The organism is Sandaracinus amylolyticus, assembly GCF_000737325.1.
Lineage (GTDB): Bacteria > Myxococcota_A > Polyangia > Polyangiales > Sandaracinaceae > Sandaracinus > Sandaracinus amylolyticus.
Genome location: NZ_CP011125.1, coordinates 1993896 through 2012873, shown reverse-complemented (window position 1 = coordinate 2012873; position 18978 = coordinate 1993896). Strand labels below are relative to the sequence as shown.

Here is an 18978-nt window from a genome sequence, read left to right as displayed (position 1 = left end):
ACCTCCCAGAGCACAGCCTCTGCGTCGGGGAGGTGCCGATGCGGTCCGGGGTCCCGATGCACGACGCTGGCTCGTCGCCCGAGAGCGGCGAGGTGAACCTCGAGGCCGCGGTGCTCGACGCGCTCGAGGGTGTGATGTCGCCCGCGACCGCGATGCGCGTGGTGCTCACCGCGCTGCGTTACGCCGAGCGCGCCGCGCTCCCCCGCGATCCCGAGGCGATGTCGCGCTTCGTGATCGGCCCGCTGCGCGAGGCCGTCGAGGAGTGCGTCGGATCGGTCGCGTACGACGCGGTGTCCGATCGCCTCTCGCCGCTCCTGCTGATGGCGAGCAGCGGCGTGCGCCCGCGCCACCGCACGTGGCACGAGGAGAGCGGCGTCGTGAACGTCGAGAGAGCGCGCGAGCGGGAGACGATCCGCCCTCCCCGCGGCGTCGACTCGATGCTCGTCGTCACGCGCGACCCCGCGTTCGTCGAGCGGATGCGCGCGGCGACCACCGACACCATCGAGGTCGCGCCGGTCGAGCGCGCGATCGATCTCGTCACGCGCTCGCAGCGCGCGCACGCGTCGGGCCTGGCGGCGATCGCGGTCGTCGACGCGCTGCTTCCCTCGGTCGATCTCACGACGATCGCGGCGCTCGCGACGCGTCCCGACGCGCCCTTCGACGTCGTGCTCGTCGGCGCGACCGGCGGGCAGCTGCGACGCATCCGCTACCAGATCGCGGCGAGCCATCGCTGGGTCGCGTGCGAGATCGAGCACGCCGCCGACATCGCGGTGCGCGAGCTCGCGCGGGCCCGCGCGGCGGGCTGATCGAGCGCCCGTCGCGATCCGGCGTGCACGGCCCCATACTCCCGGTGTGCTGAAGCGCGCCTGGTTGTTGGTCTCTCGCGCCCTGATCGCGTCGCTGACGCTCTTGCCGATCTGGATCGCCTACGTCGTCCCGTTCGTGCGGATGCGACGCGGCGCCACGATCCCGAGCGAGCGATGGAGGGCGCTGCACGAGAAGCACGCGCCGCGGTTCTACCGCCTCGCGGTGCACATGCGCGGCGGGCTCATCAAGGTCGGGCAGATCCTGTCGACGCGCGTCGACATCCTGCCCGTCGAGTGGACCAGCACCCTCAGCGGTCTCCAGGATCGTGTCGATCCGCTGCCGTGGATCGAGCTCGAGCCGCACGTCCGGCGCGCGTACGGGCGCTCGCCGCACGAGCTCTTCGAGACGATCGACACGCAGCCCACCGCGGCCGCGAGCTTCGGTCAGGTGCACAAGGCGGTCACGCCCGACGGCGAGCGCGTCGCGCTCAAGATCCGCTATCCCGACGCCGAGGCGAAGCTCGCGGCGGACATGTTCACGCTGCGGATGATGCTGCCGCTCTTCTCGGTGTTCGTGCCGCAGATGTCGCTGCGTCCGATCTTCGAGGAGGTGCGGCGCGCGCTGTTCACCGAGCTCGACTACGAGCAGGAGGCGCGCTTCACGCAGACCGTTCACGAGAACTTCCGCGACGTGGAGCGCATCCACGTGCCGCGCGTGCTCACCGAGTACACGCGGCGCGACGTGATCTGCACCACGTGGTTCGAGGGCAAGAAGATCACCGACCCCGCGCTGCTCTCGGACGAGCGCATGGATCGCCGCGCGCTGCTCGAGCTCGTGATCGAGGCGTGGGTGAAGATGATGTACGTCGACGGCGTGTTCCAGAGCGACCCGCACCCCGGGAACCTGCTCGCGCGCATCGGCGCGGACGGTCGCCCCGAGGTCTGCATCGTCGACTTCGGTCAGGTGAAGATCCTGACGCGCGCGTTCCACCAGACGCTGGTGCGCAGCGTGATGTGCTTCGTGACCCAGGACGTCGACGGGTTCGCGGCGACGCTCAGCGAGCTCGGGCTCTTCGGAGAGAAGGACATCCCGCGCGTGAAGCCGCTGCTCGAGAAGATCCTCGGGCGCTACGCGACGATGACGCCCGAGCAGACGCAGGCGATGGACTTCACGTGGGTGCGCGAGGAAGTGCTCTCGCAGATCTCGTCGGTGCGCGGGATCGTCATCCCGCAGGAGCTCGTCCTCTACGGCCGCACGTTCGCGCTGCTCGCGGGGCTGTCGCGCGCGATCGATCCGACCGTCGACGCGTTCGCGCTCGCGAAGCCGCACTTCCTGCGCGCGATGCTCGCGGGCGGCCCGCCCGCCTAACGCGCCACCGCGTACTGTCGGCTCGGCAGCGGGCGCGCGTCGAACCCGAGGCCGCGCCCGACCGGCTGCACCGAGCGCAGGACGATCTCGCGCTGCTCCGCGCCCGCGAGCTCTTCGATGATCCAGCCGACGAGATCGAGCGCGGCGAGACAGCCCGCGGCCGTCGCGACGTGGCCCTGCTGCACGAAGGGCTCTTCGACGACGTCGACGTCCATCGCGGCGAGGCGCTCGCGCTGGGTCGGATAGGTCGTCGCGCGTGCGCCGCGCAAGAGGCCCTTCGCGGCGAGCACGAGCGCGCCCGAGCACATCGAGCCGATGCGCTGGCGCGACGGATCGAGCGCGAGCGCGTCGAGCCACGCGGGCTCGAGCAGCTTCGCGCGGAGGCCGGGGCCGCTCGCGATCACGACCGCGTCGGCGCGCGAGGCGTCGTCCAGCGTGCCGTGCGTCGCGATCGGCAGGCCCGCGATCGACGTGACGGTCGTCGCGTCGGCGACGATGCGCACGCGCCATCCGGGCGCGTCGACGCGGTTCAGCAGATCCCACGGCAGGAACACGTCGACGTCGGTGAACCCGTCGAACGCGACGATCGCGATCTCCATGCGCGCATCGCTAGCACGCGCGTGATCGCGCGCAGCGAGCCAACGGTGCGATGACGTCGAGCCAGCTCCATGCGCGTGGACTCTCGACAACGCGCGCAGCGCCTATGCACCCTGCGCGCATGCCTCTCCTCTATGGTGCGTTGGGTGTGATCGGGCTCGGCGCGGCGGTCGTCGTCGCGCTCGCGTCGCGCAAACCGTCGTCGTTCCGGATCGAACGCAAGAAGCTGATCGCGGCGAAGCCCGACGTGATCTTCCCGAAGCTCGAAGACCTGCATCGATGGACCGAGTGGTCCCCGTGGGAGAAGCTCGATCCCGCGCTGCAGCGCACGTACGGCGGCTCGGAGCGCGGCGTCGGCGCGACCTACGCGTGGAAGGGAAACAACAAAGCGGGCGAAGGCCGCATGGAGATCGTCGAGAGCCAGCCGAGCGAGCGCGTCGCGCTGAAGCTCCAGTTCATCAAGCCCTTCCCTGCGACGAACACCACGGTCTTCACGCTCACGCCGAGCGGCGAAGGCACCGAGGTCTCGTGGACGATGGAGGGCGAGAACACGTTCATGGGCAAGCTGTTCTCGGTCTTCGCCGACATGGATGCGATGATCGGCAAGGACTTCGACGAAGGCCTCGCGAACCTCGAACGCGCCGCCACGAACCGCTGAGCATCCGACCCTCTGAGGAGGGCAAGCGGGTTTCGGAACACCACGTCGACGGGTCTTCCTGTCGACTCACCGAGCGACGAATGCCTCCACGGATTCCGGACATCTAAGGAAAGCAGGAGGGTTAGGAAGACCACGGCGAAGCGTCTTCCTGTCGACTCAGCGCGACGCGAATTGCCTCCACGCATTCCGGACATCCAAGGAAGGTAGGAGGGTTAGGAAGACCACGTCGAAGCGTCTTCCTGTCGACTCACCGTGCACCGATTTACTCGAACGAGGTTCTTCGTTCGAGCGCTGCGCGCGACTCGAGTCCCACCACGCGCACGGCGACGTGGTCTTCCTAACCCTCCTGCTTTCCTCAAAAAACTCAGGAGTGGGCACGACGCGCCATTCGAGTCCCACCACGCGCACAGCGACGTGGCCTTCCTAACCCTCCTGCTTTCCTCAAAAACTCCGAAGCAGGCACGGCGCGCGAGTCGAGTCGCACCTCGTGCGCAGCGACGTGGTGTTCCTCGGCTTCCTGCGCTCCTAGTGCCCGTTCGTGACCGAGATGTACGCGATGTCTCGCAGCTCCTCCGCGAGGTCGCGCGACATGCGGTGCGGGCGCCACGGGCTGCGGCGCGGATCGTCGTGCGCGATCGTCGCGTACAGCACCGCCGCCGCGAGGAACGTCCCGTTCGGGCTCGGGTGCGCGCCGTCGCTTCGATACAGATCGGGATCGCGCAGGCGCTGCTGCGCGAGCAGGAACGCGCGGCCAGCGGGCGCGAGGTCCGCGTCGATGTCGCGCGCGAGCTGCAGGTAGCACTCGCTGACGCGCGCCTGCATGTCGACCGGGCTCTCCGCGATGTGCGGCACGTCGCGGCGACGGCGGTACGCGCCGGAGCGCGGCGAGCGGGCCCACGTCTCGAACAGCACCGAGCGCGCCCCGATGCGGTCGATCTCGCCGTCGAAGAGCCGCGCGTACCCCTCGAACTCGTCGCGGTGCTGCAGCGCCGTGAGCGAGTGGCCCTGCAGCACGACGTGCGTGAAGCCGCCCTGCGCGAGCGCGTGGCGCGTCTCGTCGACGTACCAGTGGCGCTGCAGATCCCACCCCGGGTTCGCGATCTTCGTCACGCGGAACGGCGCGGTGTCGGGGATCGTCTCGGCGATGCGCCGCACCATGTACGGCAGGTTGTTCGAGCGTGTGTAGCTGTTGCCGATGAACAGCACGTGGATCGGCTGCGCGCGCGGGATGCCGGCGCGTAGGCGCGCGGCCGCGGGCGATGCGAGGACCACGAGCACGAGCGCGAGCGAAGAGAGCGCGAGCGCGAGACGCGACCGATGGGGCACGGCGGGCCTCCGTGACTCCAACACTGTCGCTCAGAAACGGACTTGTTGCCAGAATTCCGATGCGATTCCGGCTATTCGGCCGACGAATCGAGGTTCGATCGGGGTTCTGCGCCCACCAACAGCGACGTGACGTCGTCGAACGCCACGCGACAGGGCGGTCCGGGCGCGAAGAGGTACCGCGCGATGTGGCGATCGGCGCCGTACAGGATCGCCGTCGACGAGACGGTGCCGTACTCGGGCAGGTGGATGCACAGCGCCTGGAGCTCGCGCAGCACCTCGCGCGGGAAGCGCGACGTCGTCTCCGGGATCGCGGCGTCGTCGGGCCTGTCGTGATCGGCGAGCACGCGCAGCAGCGCGGGCTCGATCTGGCTCGCGCACATCGCGTCGCGGGTGCGGGCCTCGGCGCGCGCGATCTTCGGGAACTCGGGCGAGCCGAGGCGATCGTTCGGCAGCACGATCACGCCCGGCGCGACGGGCTCGATGTCGATCGCGGCGCGATCGTCGCGCGCATAGGCGACGCGCACGTCGCCGGGTACGCCGAAGATCAGGTTGAACGCGTTGTACGCGCGCGCATCGATCGTGCGGAGGAACGACGCGACCTCGCTCGGATCGCGCAGCGCGAGCGCGCGCAGCACCACGTCGCCGCGCGAGCGCCGCGTGCGATCGGGCGCCTCCGCGCCGCGCTGGTTGGTCAGCCCGACGAAGAGCCCGAGCGCGTTCGCGCCCATCCAGGTGCCGCCCGAGACCAGATCGACGCCGCCGATCGCGCGCGGATGCTCGTGCAGCACGCGCGGCGCGCTCGACGCACGCGCGTGCCACTCGTCCCGGTTCGCCACGATCGCGAGCGGATGCTCGGGGAGCACGTCGTGCAGCACGACGATGGTGCACATCGCGCGCATCGTATCGCTCGAGCGCGCGACGAGCCCGCGTTCACAGCGTCTGCAGGTACGCGACGAGATCGTCGATCTGCGCGCTGGTCAGGTGGCTGGTGCGGCCGTGCGCATCGCCGCCGGTGCACGCGCCCGGCGTGAAGCGATCGCGCAGCGTGGGCGCGCAGCCGTCGTGCATGTAGGGCGCGCGGTACACGATGCCGAGCAGCGTCGGGACCTGCAGCGCCTTGCCGGTGCCGACGTCGACGGTCGCGCTGTTCGTGAGCGCGCTGCCGGCGTGGCACGTCGCGCACGCGACCGTCGCGTCGTGGAAGAGCGCGCGGCCGCGCTCGACGCGATCGGTGTCGGCGTCCGCGGGGCGCGGCAGCGCGGGCAGCGCGTCCATCCACGCGCCGAACGCGCCGATCTCGCCCTCCTCGAACACCGCGCCGCCCATGCGGCCCACGAACACGCCGTGCACGAGGTCGCGGAACTCGCGCATGTCGCCGTCCCAGTGGAACGGCGCGGTGTCGAGCAGACCGCCGCGCATCGTCTGGGTGCGTCGCGGACCGATGCCGGCGAAGCGCCAGGTGCGCGCGTCGTCGCCGCCCTCGGGGTGACACGACGCGCACGCGATGCCGCCGCCCGCCGCGGCGTGGAAGAGCATGTGGCCGGTGTCGTACGTGTCCTCGTCGCCGAGCGCGACGACCGGCCCGACGAGCGCGTCGGGATCGGGCGCCTCGAAGAGCACGCGCGAGGGCGCGCGCGTCTGCGCGACGACACGCCCGTCGGGCAGGAAGAGCACCGCGATCGCGGCGCCGACGTCCTCGAGGCGCGGCATGCTCCCGTTGGCGCAGGTCGGCGTCTCCGAGGAGGTCGTCGCCTCGCTGCGCGAGTAGACGAGCACGTCGCCGCTCGACCGCGTGACCGTCGTGATCCCGCCGTTGCGCGGGTACGCGTTGGCCGGCGCCGCGACCGCGATGCGCAGCCCGTCGGGCGACAGCGCGACGTCGACGCCGAGCACCACTCCGCCCAGCGGATCGCCGCTGCGCATCTCGCCGGCCACCAGCTCGGACACCGACGTGTGCACGATCGCGCCGCCGCAGCCGCCGCCTCCGTAGCCGCCCTCCGCGACGAACTCCGCGGAGAGCGCGCGCTGGTGCAGCATCATCACGCCCTCCCCGCTCGACAGCGCGCGCCACGCGACCGCCGGCTGGAACGGCCCGGGCGCGGTGAGCCGCATCGGGATGAGTCCCTCGATCGCGATCTCGCGCGGCGCCGCGTCGGACACGATCGTGCCGGCCGCGTCGAGCCGCAGCAGGTGCGCGGTGCGGAACGTCGTGACGTAGAGATCGCTGCCGTCGACCACCACGTCGCGCAGATCGTCGGCGACGTGCACGCGCCGCGTGGGCTCGCCGCCCGACGCGGGGAGCGACACCAGCGTGCCCTCGGTGCACGCGACGTGGAGGCTGTCGTCGCTCGCCCGCCACGCGATGCCGCGCGGCACCGCGCACACCGGTCGCCGCGCGATCAGGGCGCCGCTCGCGAGATCGACGTCGGCGATCGCGCCCGCGCTGCGCAGCACGACGTGCCCGCGGCCCGCGCCGTCGATCACCACGCGGCCCGGCTCGTCTCCGTCGGTGAGCTCGATCGTGTCGCGCAAGGTCGCGGTCTCGACGTCGACGATCGAGATCGTGTCGAGCTCGGGATCCGCCGCGACGAGCCACGTTCCGTCGGGGGTGAGCGCGAGCGTGCCACCCGAGATCGGCGGCGGTGGCTCGGCGGCCTGGATGATCGTGCCGCCGTCGTGCACCGGCGGGGGCGAGACACCCGAGTCCACGCGCGGCCGGTCGATCGGCGGTGTGCCCGGCGTCGGCCGCGCCGGGCCGTCCTCGTTCCTCGCACACGCCGCGAGACCCACCAGCGCGACCGCGATCGCGACCGTCCTCGTCCGCATCGTCCGTCCCCCTCTCACGGGCGCGTCGCGCCCGCACGCGGTGCGTCGTCGGCCGGCACCGCGTTCTCCAAAGGTACTCCGAGAACGTGACGACCGGGCGGGGCCTCGATCACGATGCGCGCCTCGGATCGTGGATCGTTGGAGCTCATACCATCGGGGAATCGCGCCGCCGCGCGGTCGCGTTCGAGGCGCGATGCGCGCGTGCGTGCTCACGATCCTCGTCGTGCTCTCGGTGACGAGCGCCGCGCGCGCGCAGGAGGTGCCCGACGCGATCCGCCCGATTGCCGCGATGGTGCGGCGCGGCGACGAGGCGGGCGCGCTCGCCGCGCTGCGAGCCCTGCCCGAGGAGACGCGCGCGCATCCCGCGGTGCGCTACCTCGAGGGCCGGCTCGCCGAGCGCACCGGCGCGCTCGACGCCGCGATCGATGCGCTCACCGGCGGAGACACGCTGCCTCCGGCGATCCTGCGCGATGCGCGCGGCCGCCGGGCCCGGCTGCTCGCGCGCCGTGGGCGCTGTGACGAGGCCGAGGCGCTGCTCGCGGCGCTCGAGCGGCCCGATGCGATCGAGCGCGCCGTGCGCGCCGAGTGCGCGCTGGTGCGTGGTGATCTCGCGGGCGCCGAAGCACAGCTCGCGCGCGAGGCGAGCGCCGACGAGCGCGACGTCGACGCGTTCGCGCTGCGCATGGCGCTCGCCGAGGCACAGCTCCGCGCCGGCCATCGCGATCGTGCGCGCGACACGCTGCGCGCGCTGTGGCTCGAGCGGCCCGAGCACCCCGACGCGCCGCGCGCCGAAGAGGCGTACGTCGCGATCACCGGGAGCACGATCGAGCCGAGCGTCGAGGAGCGTGTCGATCGCGCCGAGCGGCTCTCGCGCGCGCTGCTGCACGACGACGCGGTGCGCGCGCTCGAGGGCATCGCGCGCCCGCGCGATCGCGCGCTCGCCGCGCGTCTCCTCCACGTGCGGGGCATGGCGCTCTTCCAGTCGCGCCACGCCTACGCCGAGGCCGCCGACGTGCTCACCCAGGCGGCCGCGCTGCCCGGCCCCACCGCGGTCGCCGACGCGTTCCACGCCGCGCGCGCGCGATCGCGCGCCGGCGACGACGCCGGCGCGATCCGCGCGTATCGCGCGCTGGTGCGTCGCGCCCCGCAGAGCGATCAAGCCGCGGAGGCCGAGTACCTCGCGGCGTGGCTCGAGCTGCGCCTCGGTCGTCGCACCGGCGCCCGCGCGATGGAGCGCTTCGTGTCGGGCCCCCGCGCCGCGCGCGCTCCGCGCCTCGCGCGCGAAGGCGCGTGGCAGCTCGCGATCGACGCGTTCCGGCGCGCGCGGGATCGCCGCGCGTACCTGCGCGCGGCGGCGCGCTTCGAGGCGTACGCGCGGATGGACGCCGACGTGCTCGTGCGTGGCCGCGGGACGTACTGGCGCGCGCGAGCGCTCGCCGAGGGCGGTGATCGAGCAGGCGCGATCGCGGCGTACCGACAGGCCCTGCACGTCGAGCCGCTCCACTGGTACGCGCTGCTCGCGCGACAGCGGCTGATCGCGCTGGGCGAAGAGCCCGGCTCGCCCTTCGCGCGCGAGGCGCGCGGCGACGCCACCGAGACCACCGCCCTCGCGCTGCCCGCGGAGGTGTCGCTCCTGCTCGCGCTCGGCCTCGATCGCGATGCGCGCGAGCGCCTGCGCTCCGAAGAGCGCGCGCTGCGCGCGCAGGGCGATCTGCGTCAGGTCGCCGACGCGTTCGTGCGCATCGGTGATGCGAACCGCGCGTACCGACTCACCGCGCAGCACGAGTCGCTCGCGCGCCCGGCGCTGCGCGGCGAGCGATGGGCGTGGGAGGCCGCGTACCCGCGCGCGTTCGAGAGCGCGGTGAGCGAAGCGGCGCGCGCGCAGCGCCTCGAGCCCGAGCTCCTCTGGGGCATCATGCGGCAGGAGAGCGCCTACGATCCCGACGCGCTCTCGTACGCCGACGCGATCGGCCTCTTGCAGATGTTGCCGTCGACCGCGTCGCGCGTCGCGCGCGGGCTCGGCGTGCGCTTCGAGCGCGAGATGCTCTTCGTGCCCGAGTGGAACGCGCGGCTCGGCGCCGCGTACGTGCGCGGCCTGGTCGACGCGCACGGCGTGCCGCTCTGCTTCGCCGCGTTCAACGCGGGCGGCCATCGCGTGCAGGAGTGGCTCGAGCGGGCCGGAGCGCGCGGTGTGGAATTGGATCTCTTCGTCGAGGAGATTCCGTTCGATCAGACGCGCAACTACGTGCGCCGCGTCACCACGCACTACGCGCACTACCTCTACCTGCGCGATCCGTCGCGCGGCTGGCCCGCGATCGAGCTGCCCGAGCGCGTCGCCCCGCGCTGACGCGATGCGCCTCGCGCCTCGCGCATGGCACCTGCGATGCAGCCCGCCGTGCGCATGAGGGACGAGATGATCCGCAGCAACGACGGCACGAACATCTTCACGCGCGCGTGGCGGCCCTCCGGCCCGGCGCGCGCCGTCGTCGCGCTGGTGCACGGCTTCAAGGCGCACGGCGGGCTCTACGAGTGGGCCGGCATCGAGCTCGCGAAGCGCGGCATCGCCGCGTACGCGCTCGACCTGCGCGGCCACGGTCGCTCCGAGGGCGCGCGGCTCTGGGTCGAGTCGTTCTCGAAGTACCTCGAGGACGTCGACGCGCTGGTGCAGATGGCGCGCGGGCGCGAGCCGGGACTGCCGATCTTCGTGCTCGGACACAGCGCCGGGGGCGTCATCTCGTGCGGCTACGTGCTCGAGCACCAACGCGAGCTCGCAGGGTTCGTCTGCGAGAGCTTCGCGCACGAGATCCCCGCGCCCGACGTCGCGCTCACGGTCATCAAGGGCCTCGATCGCATCGCGCCGGCCCTCCACCTCCTGAAGCTCGAGGACGAGGCGTTCTCGCGCGATCCCGCGTTCGTCGCGCGCATGAAGAGCGATCCGCTGATCGATCGCCAGGGCTACCCCGCGCACAGCGTCGCGGAGCTGGTGCGCGCCGACGAGCGCCTCAAGAAGGGCGACTTCGCGAAGATCACGCTGCCCGTCCTCATCCTGCACGGCAGCGCGGATCGGGTGACCAAGCCGAGCGGCAGCCGGCGCTTCGAGCAGATGGGGGGCTCGGGCGACAAGACGCTCAAGGTCTACGAGGGGCACTACCACGACCTGCTCAACGACATCGGCCGCGAGCAGGTGCTCGACGACGTCGTGAAGTGGATGCTCGCGCGCATCCCGCGCGCGGTCGTGACGACGGCGTGAGCGTCGGATGCGCCGCACCGAGAACGATCGGTGCGGCGCGTCAGCTCGGATCCCAGGCGACGAGACGATCGGGCGCGGCGAGCCAGGCGAGCACGTCGCTCGCGCCGATCCGCTTGTTCGAGACCGCGAGCACGAGCTCGGCGGCCTCCTGCGGCGTCGCGACGATCTGGAGCCCGGCCGCGTGGAGCTGCTCGTTCATCGCGGCCCACGCGACGCGCTTCGAGCCGTCGACGAAGCACTGGCTCTGCGCGAAGTACACGAGGAGGTGCACCGCGACGCTCAGGACGTCGGGCTCCTCGCCCTCGTCGCACGCGTAGAGCGCGGCGGTGAGCGCGCCGTCGATCTTCGCGTCGACGCATCCGCGCTCGCGCTCGCCGGGGAGACCGCCCCAGCGCGCGATGATCGTCGCGTGGAGCTCCCAGACGCGCGCCGGCGCGATCAGCTCGTCGGCGTTCACTTCGCGAGCTCCGCGAAGGTGTCGGCCCAGCGCGTCGAGATCGCCTCCCAGCGCTGCTCGGGCGTGCCACCGAGCGGCGCGCCGATGGGGTCGACGCGCAAGAGGCGCGGCGGATCGACGTCGAGGAACGTCACGCGCACCGGCTGCGCGCGGAGCGCGCGGGCGCGCTCGACGAGCGCCGGGGTCGCGGCGAGGGTGTGCAGCTTGGCGCCGAGTCGCAGCGAAACGTCGTCGTCGCCGACGTCGTCGATCATGGCACTGACGCTCATCACTCGCGCGCTCATCCGTCCCCCTCACGGCGCTCGCGCTTGGCGCGAGGCCCGCGGTCGTTCAACTGCCGGTCCCGCGCAAGTCCTCGTAGATCCTGCGCGCGAGATACTCGGACAGATATCGCTTGAAGTCGTCTTCGTTGAGGAAATTCGTCACGATGCTCGCGCTCCGGTCCATGCGATCGATCATCAGCCCTTCGATCTTGTCCTTGGTCGGCAGGGCGAAATTGTCGAAGATGTTCGCGTAAGCGCTATCCGAGTACGAGCGCGATGTGCGTCTCGCCGATACATGCACAGGCGATTGCGGTGGAGATCGACCTCGCCATCCAGGTCCAAAGGATCTCGCGGCGCGGCAGCCGCTCCAACGGCGCGCGCACCTCGTCCGCCCGCGTCGCGTCGACCCGGCTGCATTCGAGGAGTCCCGCTCGATTGCATCCTCGAGCCGCCTCGGTGTGGATCGCCACCGTATGCGAGTGCGACAGCTCCTGCCGTCGAGCGCATCAGCGAGCCGGTCCGAGCGTGGCTCAGCGTTCCTACGGCGCGGCGGCGCGTTCGAGCGCGCGCCTGACCTCGTCCAGCCGGGCTTCGAGCCCGAGGCGCGACACGTCATCGGCCGCACACGCGGCGATCAACCGTTCCAGCTCCGCTCGCTCCGATTCCAGCGCGGCCAGCGCGAAAGCCTGAGCGCTCGGCTCGGATCGAGGACTCCCGTCTGCATCGCGCTCGTTCGAGGCGTCGTCGCGCGCAGGCGTTTCACCTCCGGACGGCGGCCACAACCGACCACGCGCACGAGCCAGCTCCGCGAGCCGCGTCGCCTTGTTCTTCGTCTGCCCAAGCGACAGCCCCGTGAAGTCGATGAAGGCGTGGGCCGGGTCGGGGGTGGGCGCTGGCGGGCTCATCACGGGATCGCCCGTCGCGTGCAACCCGACCTGAACGACCTCCCCAACTGTCACGGCCCACGTGCCGAGCGATTGATGCCCAAGACGCAGCGTGTGGTGGTCGTACGCAGCCTGCGCGGTGGTCAGCGAGCCACGACTGACCGACAGTCTCTGCTCGTCCTTGCGGCTCGGGTTGAACGCTTGGCTCGAGAGGCGTCCGTCGACGAGAAACGCCGATGGGACCTGACGAAAGAGAAGCTCCTCGGGATCCTCGAGTCGCGCGCTCACCGCTCGCCTCGCAGCCAGCGTTCGAGCTGACGTCCGAGACGAAGCTCGGCACCAGGCTGCTTCAGATCGATCTCCAGCTCTTCGAAGTCGTCACTGTCGAGCGAAGTGAGCAGGCAATGCGCCGTCCACGCCACGAGATCGAAGACGACGGCGACCTCCACACCGGCGAGCGACCACTCCGCCTGCAGGTCGCACTCGGGCTTGGGATAAAGGTACGGAGTGGGAAGCCCGTCCGGCTCGACGAGCGCTCGCAGCAACCCGCCCGCGCGATCGAGCGCCGTGGGATCGAGGGCCTTCCCTTCCCCGTCGAGCCAGCCGTCGCCAAGCTCCCTCAGGCGCGAGATCTGTTCCACGATCGAAATCGAGCACCCCTCGTCGCCCTCTTCGGCGAGCGTGACATCCGCCGCTCCGATCACCCGGAGCAAGGCGCCCGACGGGTCGTACACGCCCGTGCCGCGCACGCGGACGACGCTCTCCTCGGCGAGTGAATCCAGCGCCGTCTCGAACAGTGGCCCGGTCGACACGACGTGCACTGCACGACCATCGAGCGTGCGCAGCCGGAAGCCCTCGCGATCGCGATCGGCGGCGCGAACGCGTCCGACGAGCTCCACCGCCTCTTCGTAGGGGCCGCCGACTTCCTGCTGGAGCCGCCGGCGGAGCTTCCTGTCGACGACGGGACCTTCGCGCCCTCCAGGCGGGGCGATGATGACGGACTCGTCGTCCCGCAGCGTCTTTCCGAACGCCAGCATTCGCGGGATCAACGCCGCCGACACGACCGTCGGCCGCGAATCGTGCGCTGCCTGCTCGAACGCGACACGCACGATGTCGGCAGCGCGGTCGAACAGATCGAGGGGGCTCTCGACGCCCGGCAGCATCTCGTTGCGCGGCCGCAGCACTCGCTCGACATTCGGAACGGTGCTCCCGCGCTCCTGACTCCCGAGCACGAGCCTGAGTGACTCGGCGAAGTTCTTGGGCAGACGGACGCGGTCCGGGTTCTCCTGCCGGAAGAGCGACATGGCGACGGCCAAAACGAGCTCGCGATACGTCTCGAGCTCCACGAGGACTTCTAGGGGCATGGCAGCGTCCTCGAAGCGCTTGCCTCGGAACACGAAGGTGCTGAACGGAACGCGGCTCATCGGGGCTCCAACCGCTCAGGCTGAGCGTTCATCCCCGAGGTGTCCACTTCGAGCCGCAGGAGGCTCACTCCAGCCCGAGGTCATGACGCGACGGGCGCTCGTACGCGAGGTTCAAGATCAAATAGGGCGATCTCGGAAGGCGCTCGAATCCGAGCTGACTCCATTACCGAGTCAGCTTGCGCGTCGCGGCGCGACGATGCTGTCACGTTGCGCCCTCGCCGCCGGTGAGAGCTGCTCGAGCTCGTCGCCGACTCCCTCGAATTGAAGCGGGAACGGCTTGCACGCGACCAGCCCTCGTCCCCGGCCGAACGCCTCGATGTCCGCATCGGCCGCTGCCAGGCCGAGCCGATGCCACGCGCGCTGCGGACGACTTCGATCCTGTCCAGGATCAGCACGTCGATCGTCATCGCGGCGTCGACGACGCGCTCATCGCCTCGCGCAACGCGCCGGTGCGCAGGTCGTACAGCGCGACGTGGTAGTCGAGCGCGGCCTGCGAGTACTCGTCGCACTGATCGTCGCCCGCACGTTCCGCATCGTGCTCCTTCCGACCACGTGGCCTGCTGCGATGCTCATCGGACGCAGCGAAGACCACGACTGACGCGGTGCGGGGGCTAGGCGGCGACGATGGCGGAGCAGGAAGAGGCGACCATACCAAGCCACCGCCCCGGGGTGGCGACCCGCGCGCCCAACCACCGGCGGCCACCTCGTCGAGGCGGTCGCCGGCCACCGAACCATGGACGACCACCTCGACGCGGTGGTCGCTCGTGGTTCGATGGCCCGAGACCACCTCGTCGAGGCGCCTCGCCGTGGTCCGGAGCGCGACGGACCACCTCGACGAGGCACCTCGCCGTGGTCTGGAGCGCCCGAGACCACCTCCGCGAGGAGGTCGGCCGTGGTTCGGAGGCGTCGCGACCACCTCGCGAGGTGTCGCCCCGTGGTTCGGTGAGCGCGCGACACCACGCAACGGCGGTCGCGAGTGGTCGAGACCAGGGCCGCGCGTCGCGAACGTCTCGCGAGCGCTCCCGACCACCGAGATCCCGAGGAGAAACGAACGATGGCCCTGAAGAGACTGAGCACCGAGAACATGGCGACCCTGGGCGCCGACCTGATCCGCCGCGGATCGCCCGAGCGCATCGCGATCGAGGCGGTGCCCGCCGCCGCGGCGCTGCTCCCCGATATCGAGGCAGCCAACCGGGGGCTGATCGAGTCGCAGCCGATCACCAACGCCGCCGTCGCAAAGCTCACGGCGCAGCTCCACGCCGACGACGTCGTCCACGACGAGCTCGTTCACGCGATGTTCGGACGCCTCGAGTCGGAGCGTCGGTTCGCGCAGGCCGACGACGAGCGCGCGAAGTACACGCAGCTGCGCGATCGCCTCTTTCCCACCGGCGTCGCCGTCGTGAACCTCTCGTGGACCGAGCAGGGGGGTGAAGCGAAGCTCCGGGCGGGGCGCGTGACCGAGAGCGACGAACGACTGCTCGCGAAGCTCAAGATCCACGACGGCACCACGCTGCTCGATCGCTATCGGGCGCTGCAGCAGGTCGCGACGACCATCGACGCGAACGAGAAGTCGCGCGCTGCGATGGTCGCAGAGACGATCACCGGCTCGAGCACGGTGCGCGCGCGCAACCAGTGGATCCGCGTCGTCAACGCGCTCGCGATGGTGCTCGCCGCGACCGGCACCGACGAGGCCCCGATCCTCGGGCGCGTGCGCGCGCTCGAGGCGAGGGCGGAGGGACGCGCCGCGCCGAGCGAGCCCGAAGCCCCCGGAGTCGAGCCGATCGAACCGGTGACGCCCGCGCCGGTCGAGCCGAGCGCAGACTGAGCGCCAGCCAGGGATACGAGACGAAGGCCACGACGGTGACGTGCTGGCCTTCGTCGTCCTTCGCGCTCAGCGCGCGAGCGATCGCGACATCAGCGTCAGCGGGAACGCGACGCCGCCGGGGAGCATCGCGACGTGCGCGCCGCGCTCGACGTAGCCCGCGGCGCGATAGAGCTCGAGGCCGCTGTGGGTCGCGACGAGGTACGCGGAGTCGAAGCCCGCGTCGCGGATCGCGCGCTCCGCGCGCTCGAGCAGCGCGCGACCGAGCCCGCGCCGCGTGTGCTCCGACGCGACGAACATCGCGCGCACCTCCGCGCGAGGCGTCGGGAGGTCCGCGCCCTTCACGGTCGGCACCCGCGCGCTCCAGCCGCCGCACGCCGCGAGCTGGCCGTCGATCTCGGCGACGAAGTACGTGCCGTCCTCGACGAGCGCGGGGTCGACGCGGATCGCGACGCCGAGCGCGGCCTCGATCACGTCGGGCGCGTAGCTGCGCGCGGCGAGGGCGCGCCACGAGCGCGCGACGAGGGCTCGGAGCGCGTCGAGCTCGCGGGTGCGGGCCACGCGGAGCACCGGAACGTCGTTCGGCATGCTGGTCACTCGTTCCAGTCTACTGGACCGTTCGGTATGAGCAACGATCGTCCGGTATAACGAACGCGTGAAGGAACCGAACGCCGTCCGCGCCCACCTCGGCGCCGCGCTGCGCCGCGCGCGCGAGAGCAAGGGGCTCACCGTGTCCGAGCTCGCGCGCCGCTCGGGCATCGCCAAGGCCACGCTCTCCGAGCTCGAGGCGGGCCGCGCGAACCCGACGCTCGAGACGCTCTGGGCGCTCGCGGTGCCCCTCGAGGTGTCGCTCGGGGAGCTGGTGGATCCGCCCGCGCCCTCGATGACGGTGGTGCGCGCGACCGAGGGCACGAAGGTGCGCGGCGACGCGGTGGTGGGCCGGCTGATCGACGCGTTCGAGAGCGGCGGGATGCGCTGCGAGATGTTCGAGGCCGAGGTGCTGCAGAAGCGCCAGGAGTCACCGGCCCACGCGCGCGGCGTGGTCGAGCACCTCGTGTGCACGTCGGGCCGGCTGCGCGTGGGGCCGATCGACGCGCCGGTCGATCTCGGCCCCGGCGACTACGTGCGGATGAGCCCGACGTGGCCGCACGTCTATCAAGGCCTGCGCCGCGGCACCCGCATGGTGCTGCTGATGCAGTTCCCGACGCGCTGAGCGCTCACTCGACGAGGCGCACCGACCACACGAGGCGCTGCGCGCCCTCGGAGGTCTCGCCCTCGGGCGCGACCACGAACACCAGGCGCGCAGTGCCCGCACGATCGAGCGCGGTGCCTTCGCCCGTGGGCACGCGCACGACGAGCGTGCCTCCGTCGGCCGGCTCGACCGACGCATCGAGCGGCGTGAGCGCCTCGCTGCGCTCCACGAGCACCTGCGCGCCGACGCGCTCCACGCGGCGCGCGGGGCGCAGCACGACCTCGAGCTCGCGGCCGAGCGCGTAGCCTTCTTCGCTCGCCGGCTGCTCGTCGCCGCGGTGCGTCGCGTCGGGTCGCGGCGGCACCAGCTCGTACGCCGGGAGCTCGGGGCCGCGGCGCGGCAGCAGCACGAGCACCAGCGCCGCGGCGACCGCGACCGCGCCGGCGATCGCCGGCCACGTCCGCACGCGCCGCCGCGGCGCGAGCGGCACCACGTTCGCGCCGGGCTCCTCCGTGGCGCGCCCGATGCGATCGAGCACGCCGTCGGCGAGCGCGCGCTCCTCGTCGGGCGAGAGCGGCCCGAACGCGTCCATCGAGGTCTCCTGTTCTTCTTCGCGAAGCAGCGCCCCGATGTCGCGGAGCAGCGCGTCGTCGTCCTCGTCGTCACGTCGCGTGGTCACGCGAGCCCTCCCGCGCGCACCGGCGGCGACGAGAGCTCGCGCTGGATCTCGCCGAGGTCGCGGCGCAGCCGACTCCGGAACGTGTACAGCGCGTTCGAGGTCATCGAGAAGGTCTCGGCCACGTCGTCGATCTCCCGCTCCTGCACGTAGAGCGCGTGGAACAGCGCGAAGTCGCGCGCGCTGAGGCGCTCGCGGAGGCGCTCGGCCAGCCGCTCGAGCAGCTGTCGCGCCGCGAGGCTCGGCTCCGGTCCGGCGTCGGCCTCGGTCTCGCCGTGGAGCGCGAGATCCTCGGTCGGCGCCTCGGCCCACGCGCTGCGGCGACCGCTCTTGAGGAACGCGCTCGCCTCGCGCTCGGCGACGAGCCCGACGAAGTTCGCGAGCGAGAGCCCGCGCTCGGGATCCCAGCTGCGCAGCACGCGCCCGTCGCGATCGAGGAGCACCACGAAGATCTCCTGGATCAGATCGAGCACCTCCTGCCGCTCCGCGGGCCGACCGCGCCGCGCGGCGTGCTTGCCCAGCACGCGCGCGACGCGAGCGCGGAGGATCGGGGTGAGGCGCGTGATCAGCGCGCGGCACGCCGCGGGATCACGAGCGAGCGCGGCCTCGACGAGCGTGCGGTCGTCGTCCAACGGACGTCACTCGCTCGGAAGGACGACGCACTCGCCGCCGCCCGCGGGACAGTAGAACCAGCTCCAGAACGGATAGGGGCCGGTCTCGTACTCGCGGCTGACGAACACGTAGAGCGGCTCGTCGAGATCGACGCTGCCCGACTGATCGACGACGGCGGCGAGGTCGAGATCGACGGTGACCTCGCCGAGGTCCCCGCTGCGCGGGATCAGCATGTCCTTCACCTGCCAGCTCGAGGCGCCGTTCGAGAGCAGCACGTACGGCGAGAGCTGCGGGATGTCGAAGGTGAGCACGCGCGGATCGAGCGTGTCGCGCTGGAGGCACTGCGGGCACGCGACGATGCCGTCGGTCGGCGGACAGACCGGCGGCGCGGCGAGATCGGTCGGCCCACCGAACGGGCTCGAGGAGCGCGGCGTCGTGGGCGTCGTCGTGGTCGTGATGGTGATAGGCGGCGTGGTGCTCGACGCGACGCGCCGCGGCGGGGTGCGCGGCGCGGGCTGGCGCGGAACGCAGTTGGGCTCGACGCCGCAGAGCTCCGGCTGGTCCTCGGGCACCCACCAGCACTCGGGGATCTCGGTGTCCGGGAGATCGGGCGTGGGCGCGGCGAAGTCGAGGTCGGCCTCGGTGACGCCGGCTGGGACGACCTCCGCGGCGCAGCCCGGCGTGATCGCGAGGGCGAGCGAGAGGAGGAGGATCGTGCGGCGAGTCGAGCTCGTGACGTCGTGCATGCGTGCTCCGGGGAACGAGAAGGGCCTTCGAGAGAGGCCTTGGAGGCGAGGCGGCGAGATCTTGCAGCGG

Annotated in this window: 20 protein-coding genes; 7 read left to right on the top strand and 13 right to left on the bottom strand. The window is 71.8% G+C overall.

Features of this window, described 5'->3' with window-relative positions:
- The first annotated feature begins 38 nt into the window (after positions 1 to 38).
- Entirely contained in the window at positions 39 to 806 is a 768-nt protein-coding gene (locus DB32_RS08475) for a hypothetical protein (RefSeq protein WP_157068854.1), read from the top strand.
- A 46-nt stretch (positions 807 to 852) separates the two neighbouring features.
- Positions 853 to 2175: an ABC1 kinase family protein gene (locus DB32_RS08470; protein ID WP_053231909.1), complete on the top strand. Its 1323-nt coding sequence runs from the start codon at positions 853 to 855 to the stop codon at positions 2173 to 2175.
- Here the strand turns inward: DB32_RS08470 and DB32_RS08465 are convergent.
- A complete protein-coding gene (locus tag DB32_RS08465) occupies positions 2172 to 2774 on the bottom strand; it encodes a DJ-1/PfpI family protein (protein WP_053231908.1) in 603 nt (200 codons plus the stop codon). The genes DB32_RS08470 and DB32_RS08465 overlap by 4 nt on opposite strands.
- A 119-nt stretch (positions 2775 to 2893) precedes the next feature.
- Between DB32_RS08465 and DB32_RS08460 the strand changes: the two genes are divergently transcribed.
- Entirely contained in the window at positions 2894 to 3430 is a 537-nt protein-coding gene (locus DB32_RS08460; RefSeq protein WP_053231907.1) for an SRPBCC family protein, read from the top strand.
- A 525-nt stretch (positions 3431 to 3955) separates the two neighbouring features.
- Here DB32_RS08460 and DB32_RS08455 read toward each other — a convergent pair.
- From DB32_RS08455 to DB32_RS08445, 3 genes are all read right to left on the bottom strand, one after another.
- Positions 3956 to 4756, bottom strand: coding sequence for a hypothetical protein (locus tag DB32_RS08455; protein ID WP_053231906.1), 801 nt, complete (start codon positions 4754 to 4756; stop codon positions 3956 to 3958).
- A gap of 71 nt (positions 4757 to 4827) precedes the next feature.
- Positions 4828 to 5646 carry an NRDE family protein gene (locus DB32_RS08450; protein ID WP_075097855.1) on the bottom strand — a complete coding sequence of 273 codons (819 nt, stop codon included), beginning with the start codon at positions 5644 to 5646 and terminating at the stop codon, positions 4828 to 4830.
- A gap of 40 nt (positions 5647 to 5686) precedes the next feature.
- A complete protein-coding gene (locus tag DB32_RS08445; protein WP_053231904.1) occupies positions 5687 to 7582 on the bottom strand; it encodes a c-type cytochrome in 1896 nt (631 codons plus the stop codon).
- A gap of 193 nt (positions 7583 to 7775) precedes the next feature.
- Between DB32_RS08445 and DB32_RS08440 the strand changes: the two genes are divergently transcribed.
- Both DB32_RS08440 and DB32_RS08435 read left to right on the top strand, forming a co-directional pair.
- Positions 7776 to 9929 (top strand): lytic transglycosylase domain-containing protein, encoded by a 2154-nt coding sequence (locus tag DB32_RS08440; protein ID WP_053231903.1) that lies wholly within the window; start codon positions 7776 to 7778, stop codon positions 9927 to 9929.
- A gap of 66 nt (positions 9930 to 9995) precedes the next feature.
- The gene (locus tag DB32_RS08435; protein WP_169791377.1) at positions 9996 to 10832 is read left to right on the top strand and encodes an alpha/beta hydrolase; all 837 of its coding nucleotides are present in this window, start codon (positions 9996 to 9998) and stop codon (positions 10830 to 10832) included.
- Between the two features lie 40 nt (positions 10833 to 10872).
- Here DB32_RS08435 and DB32_RS48030 read toward each other — a convergent pair whose 3' ends face one another.
- The 5 genes from DB32_RS48030 to DB32_RS08405 all read right to left on the bottom strand — a co-directional run bounded on the left by DB32_RS48030 (position 10873) and on the right by DB32_RS08405 (position 14452).
- Positions 10873 to 11289 (bottom strand): type II toxin-antitoxin system death-on-curing family toxin, encoded by a 417-nt coding sequence (locus DB32_RS48030; protein WP_053231901.1) that lies wholly within the window; start codon positions 11287 to 11289, stop codon positions 10873 to 10875.
- Positions 11286 to 11558 carry a hypothetical protein gene (locus DB32_RS48025; RefSeq protein WP_169791376.1) on the bottom strand — a complete coding sequence of 91 codons (273 nt, stop codon included), beginning with the start codon at positions 11556 to 11558 and terminating at the stop codon, positions 11286 to 11288. Before DB32_RS48025 ends, DB32_RS48030 begins: the two co-directional genes overlap by 4 nt.
- A gap of 533 nt (positions 11559 to 12091) precedes the next feature.
- The gene (locus tag DB32_RS08415; protein ID WP_053231898.1) at positions 12092 to 12724 is read right to left on the bottom strand and encodes a hypothetical protein; all 633 of its coding nucleotides are present in this window, start codon (positions 12722 to 12724) and stop codon (positions 12092 to 12094) included.
- Positions 12721 to 13860, bottom strand: coding sequence for a hypothetical protein (locus DB32_RS08410; RefSeq protein WP_053231897.1), 1140 nt, complete (start codon positions 13858 to 13860; stop codon positions 12721 to 12723). The genes DB32_RS08415 and DB32_RS08410 overlap by 4 nt, the downstream gene beginning before the upstream one ends.
- A gap of 403 nt (positions 13861 to 14263) precedes the next feature.
- Positions 14264 to 14452, bottom strand: a complete 189-nt coding sequence (locus DB32_RS08405) for a hypothetical protein (RefSeq protein WP_053231896.1) — start codon at positions 14450 to 14452, stop codon at positions 14264 to 14266.
- A 462-nt stretch (positions 14453 to 14914) separates the two neighbouring features.
- On the opposite strand from DB32_RS08405, the gene DB32_RS08400 reads away from it, so the two are divergent.
- Positions 14915 to 15685: a hypothetical protein gene (locus tag DB32_RS08400; protein WP_157068852.1), complete on the top strand. Its 771-nt coding sequence runs from the start codon at positions 14915 to 14917 to the stop codon at positions 15683 to 15685.
- Positions 15686 to 15751: 66 nt separating this feature from the next.
- Here the strand turns inward: DB32_RS08400 and DB32_RS08395 are convergent, their stop codons facing one another.
- On the bottom strand, positions 15752 to 16270 hold the full coding sequence (locus tag DB32_RS08395; RefSeq protein ID WP_075097852.1) for a GNAT family N-acetyltransferase: 519 nt from the start codon (positions 16268 to 16270) through the stop codon (positions 15752 to 15754).
- A 67-nt stretch (positions 16271 to 16337) separates the two neighbouring features.
- Here DB32_RS08395 and DB32_RS08390 point away from each other — a divergent pair, with 67 nt between their 5' ends.
- Positions 16338 to 16895 (top strand): helix-turn-helix domain-containing protein, encoded by a 558-nt coding sequence (locus DB32_RS08390; RefSeq protein ID WP_053231893.1) that lies wholly within the window; start codon positions 16338 to 16340, stop codon positions 16893 to 16895.
- A 4-nt stretch (positions 16896 to 16899) separates the two neighbouring features.
- Here the strand turns inward: DB32_RS08390 and DB32_RS08385 are convergent, their stop codons facing one another.
- Genes DB32_RS08385 through DB32_RS08375 form a run of 3 tightly spaced genes read right to left on the bottom strand, consistent with a single transcriptional unit; the run spans position 16900 to position 18908 of the window.
- On the bottom strand, positions 16900 to 17553 hold the full coding sequence (locus DB32_RS08385; protein WP_053231892.1) for a hypothetical protein: 654 nt from the start codon (positions 17551 to 17553) through the stop codon (positions 16900 to 16902).
- On the bottom strand, positions 17550 to 18182 hold the full coding sequence (locus DB32_RS08380) for an RNA polymerase sigma factor (RefSeq protein ID WP_053231891.1): 633 nt from the start codon (positions 18180 to 18182) through the stop codon (positions 17550 to 17552). Before DB32_RS08380 ends, DB32_RS08385 begins: the two co-directional genes overlap by 4 nt.
- Before the next feature lie 6 nt (positions 18183 to 18188).
- Positions 18189 to 18908 carry a hypothetical protein gene (locus tag DB32_RS08375; protein WP_053231890.1) on the bottom strand — a complete coding sequence of 240 codons (720 nt, stop codon included), beginning with the start codon at positions 18906 to 18908 and terminating at the stop codon, positions 18189 to 18191.
- Positions 18909 to 18978: the final 70 nt, after the last annotated feature.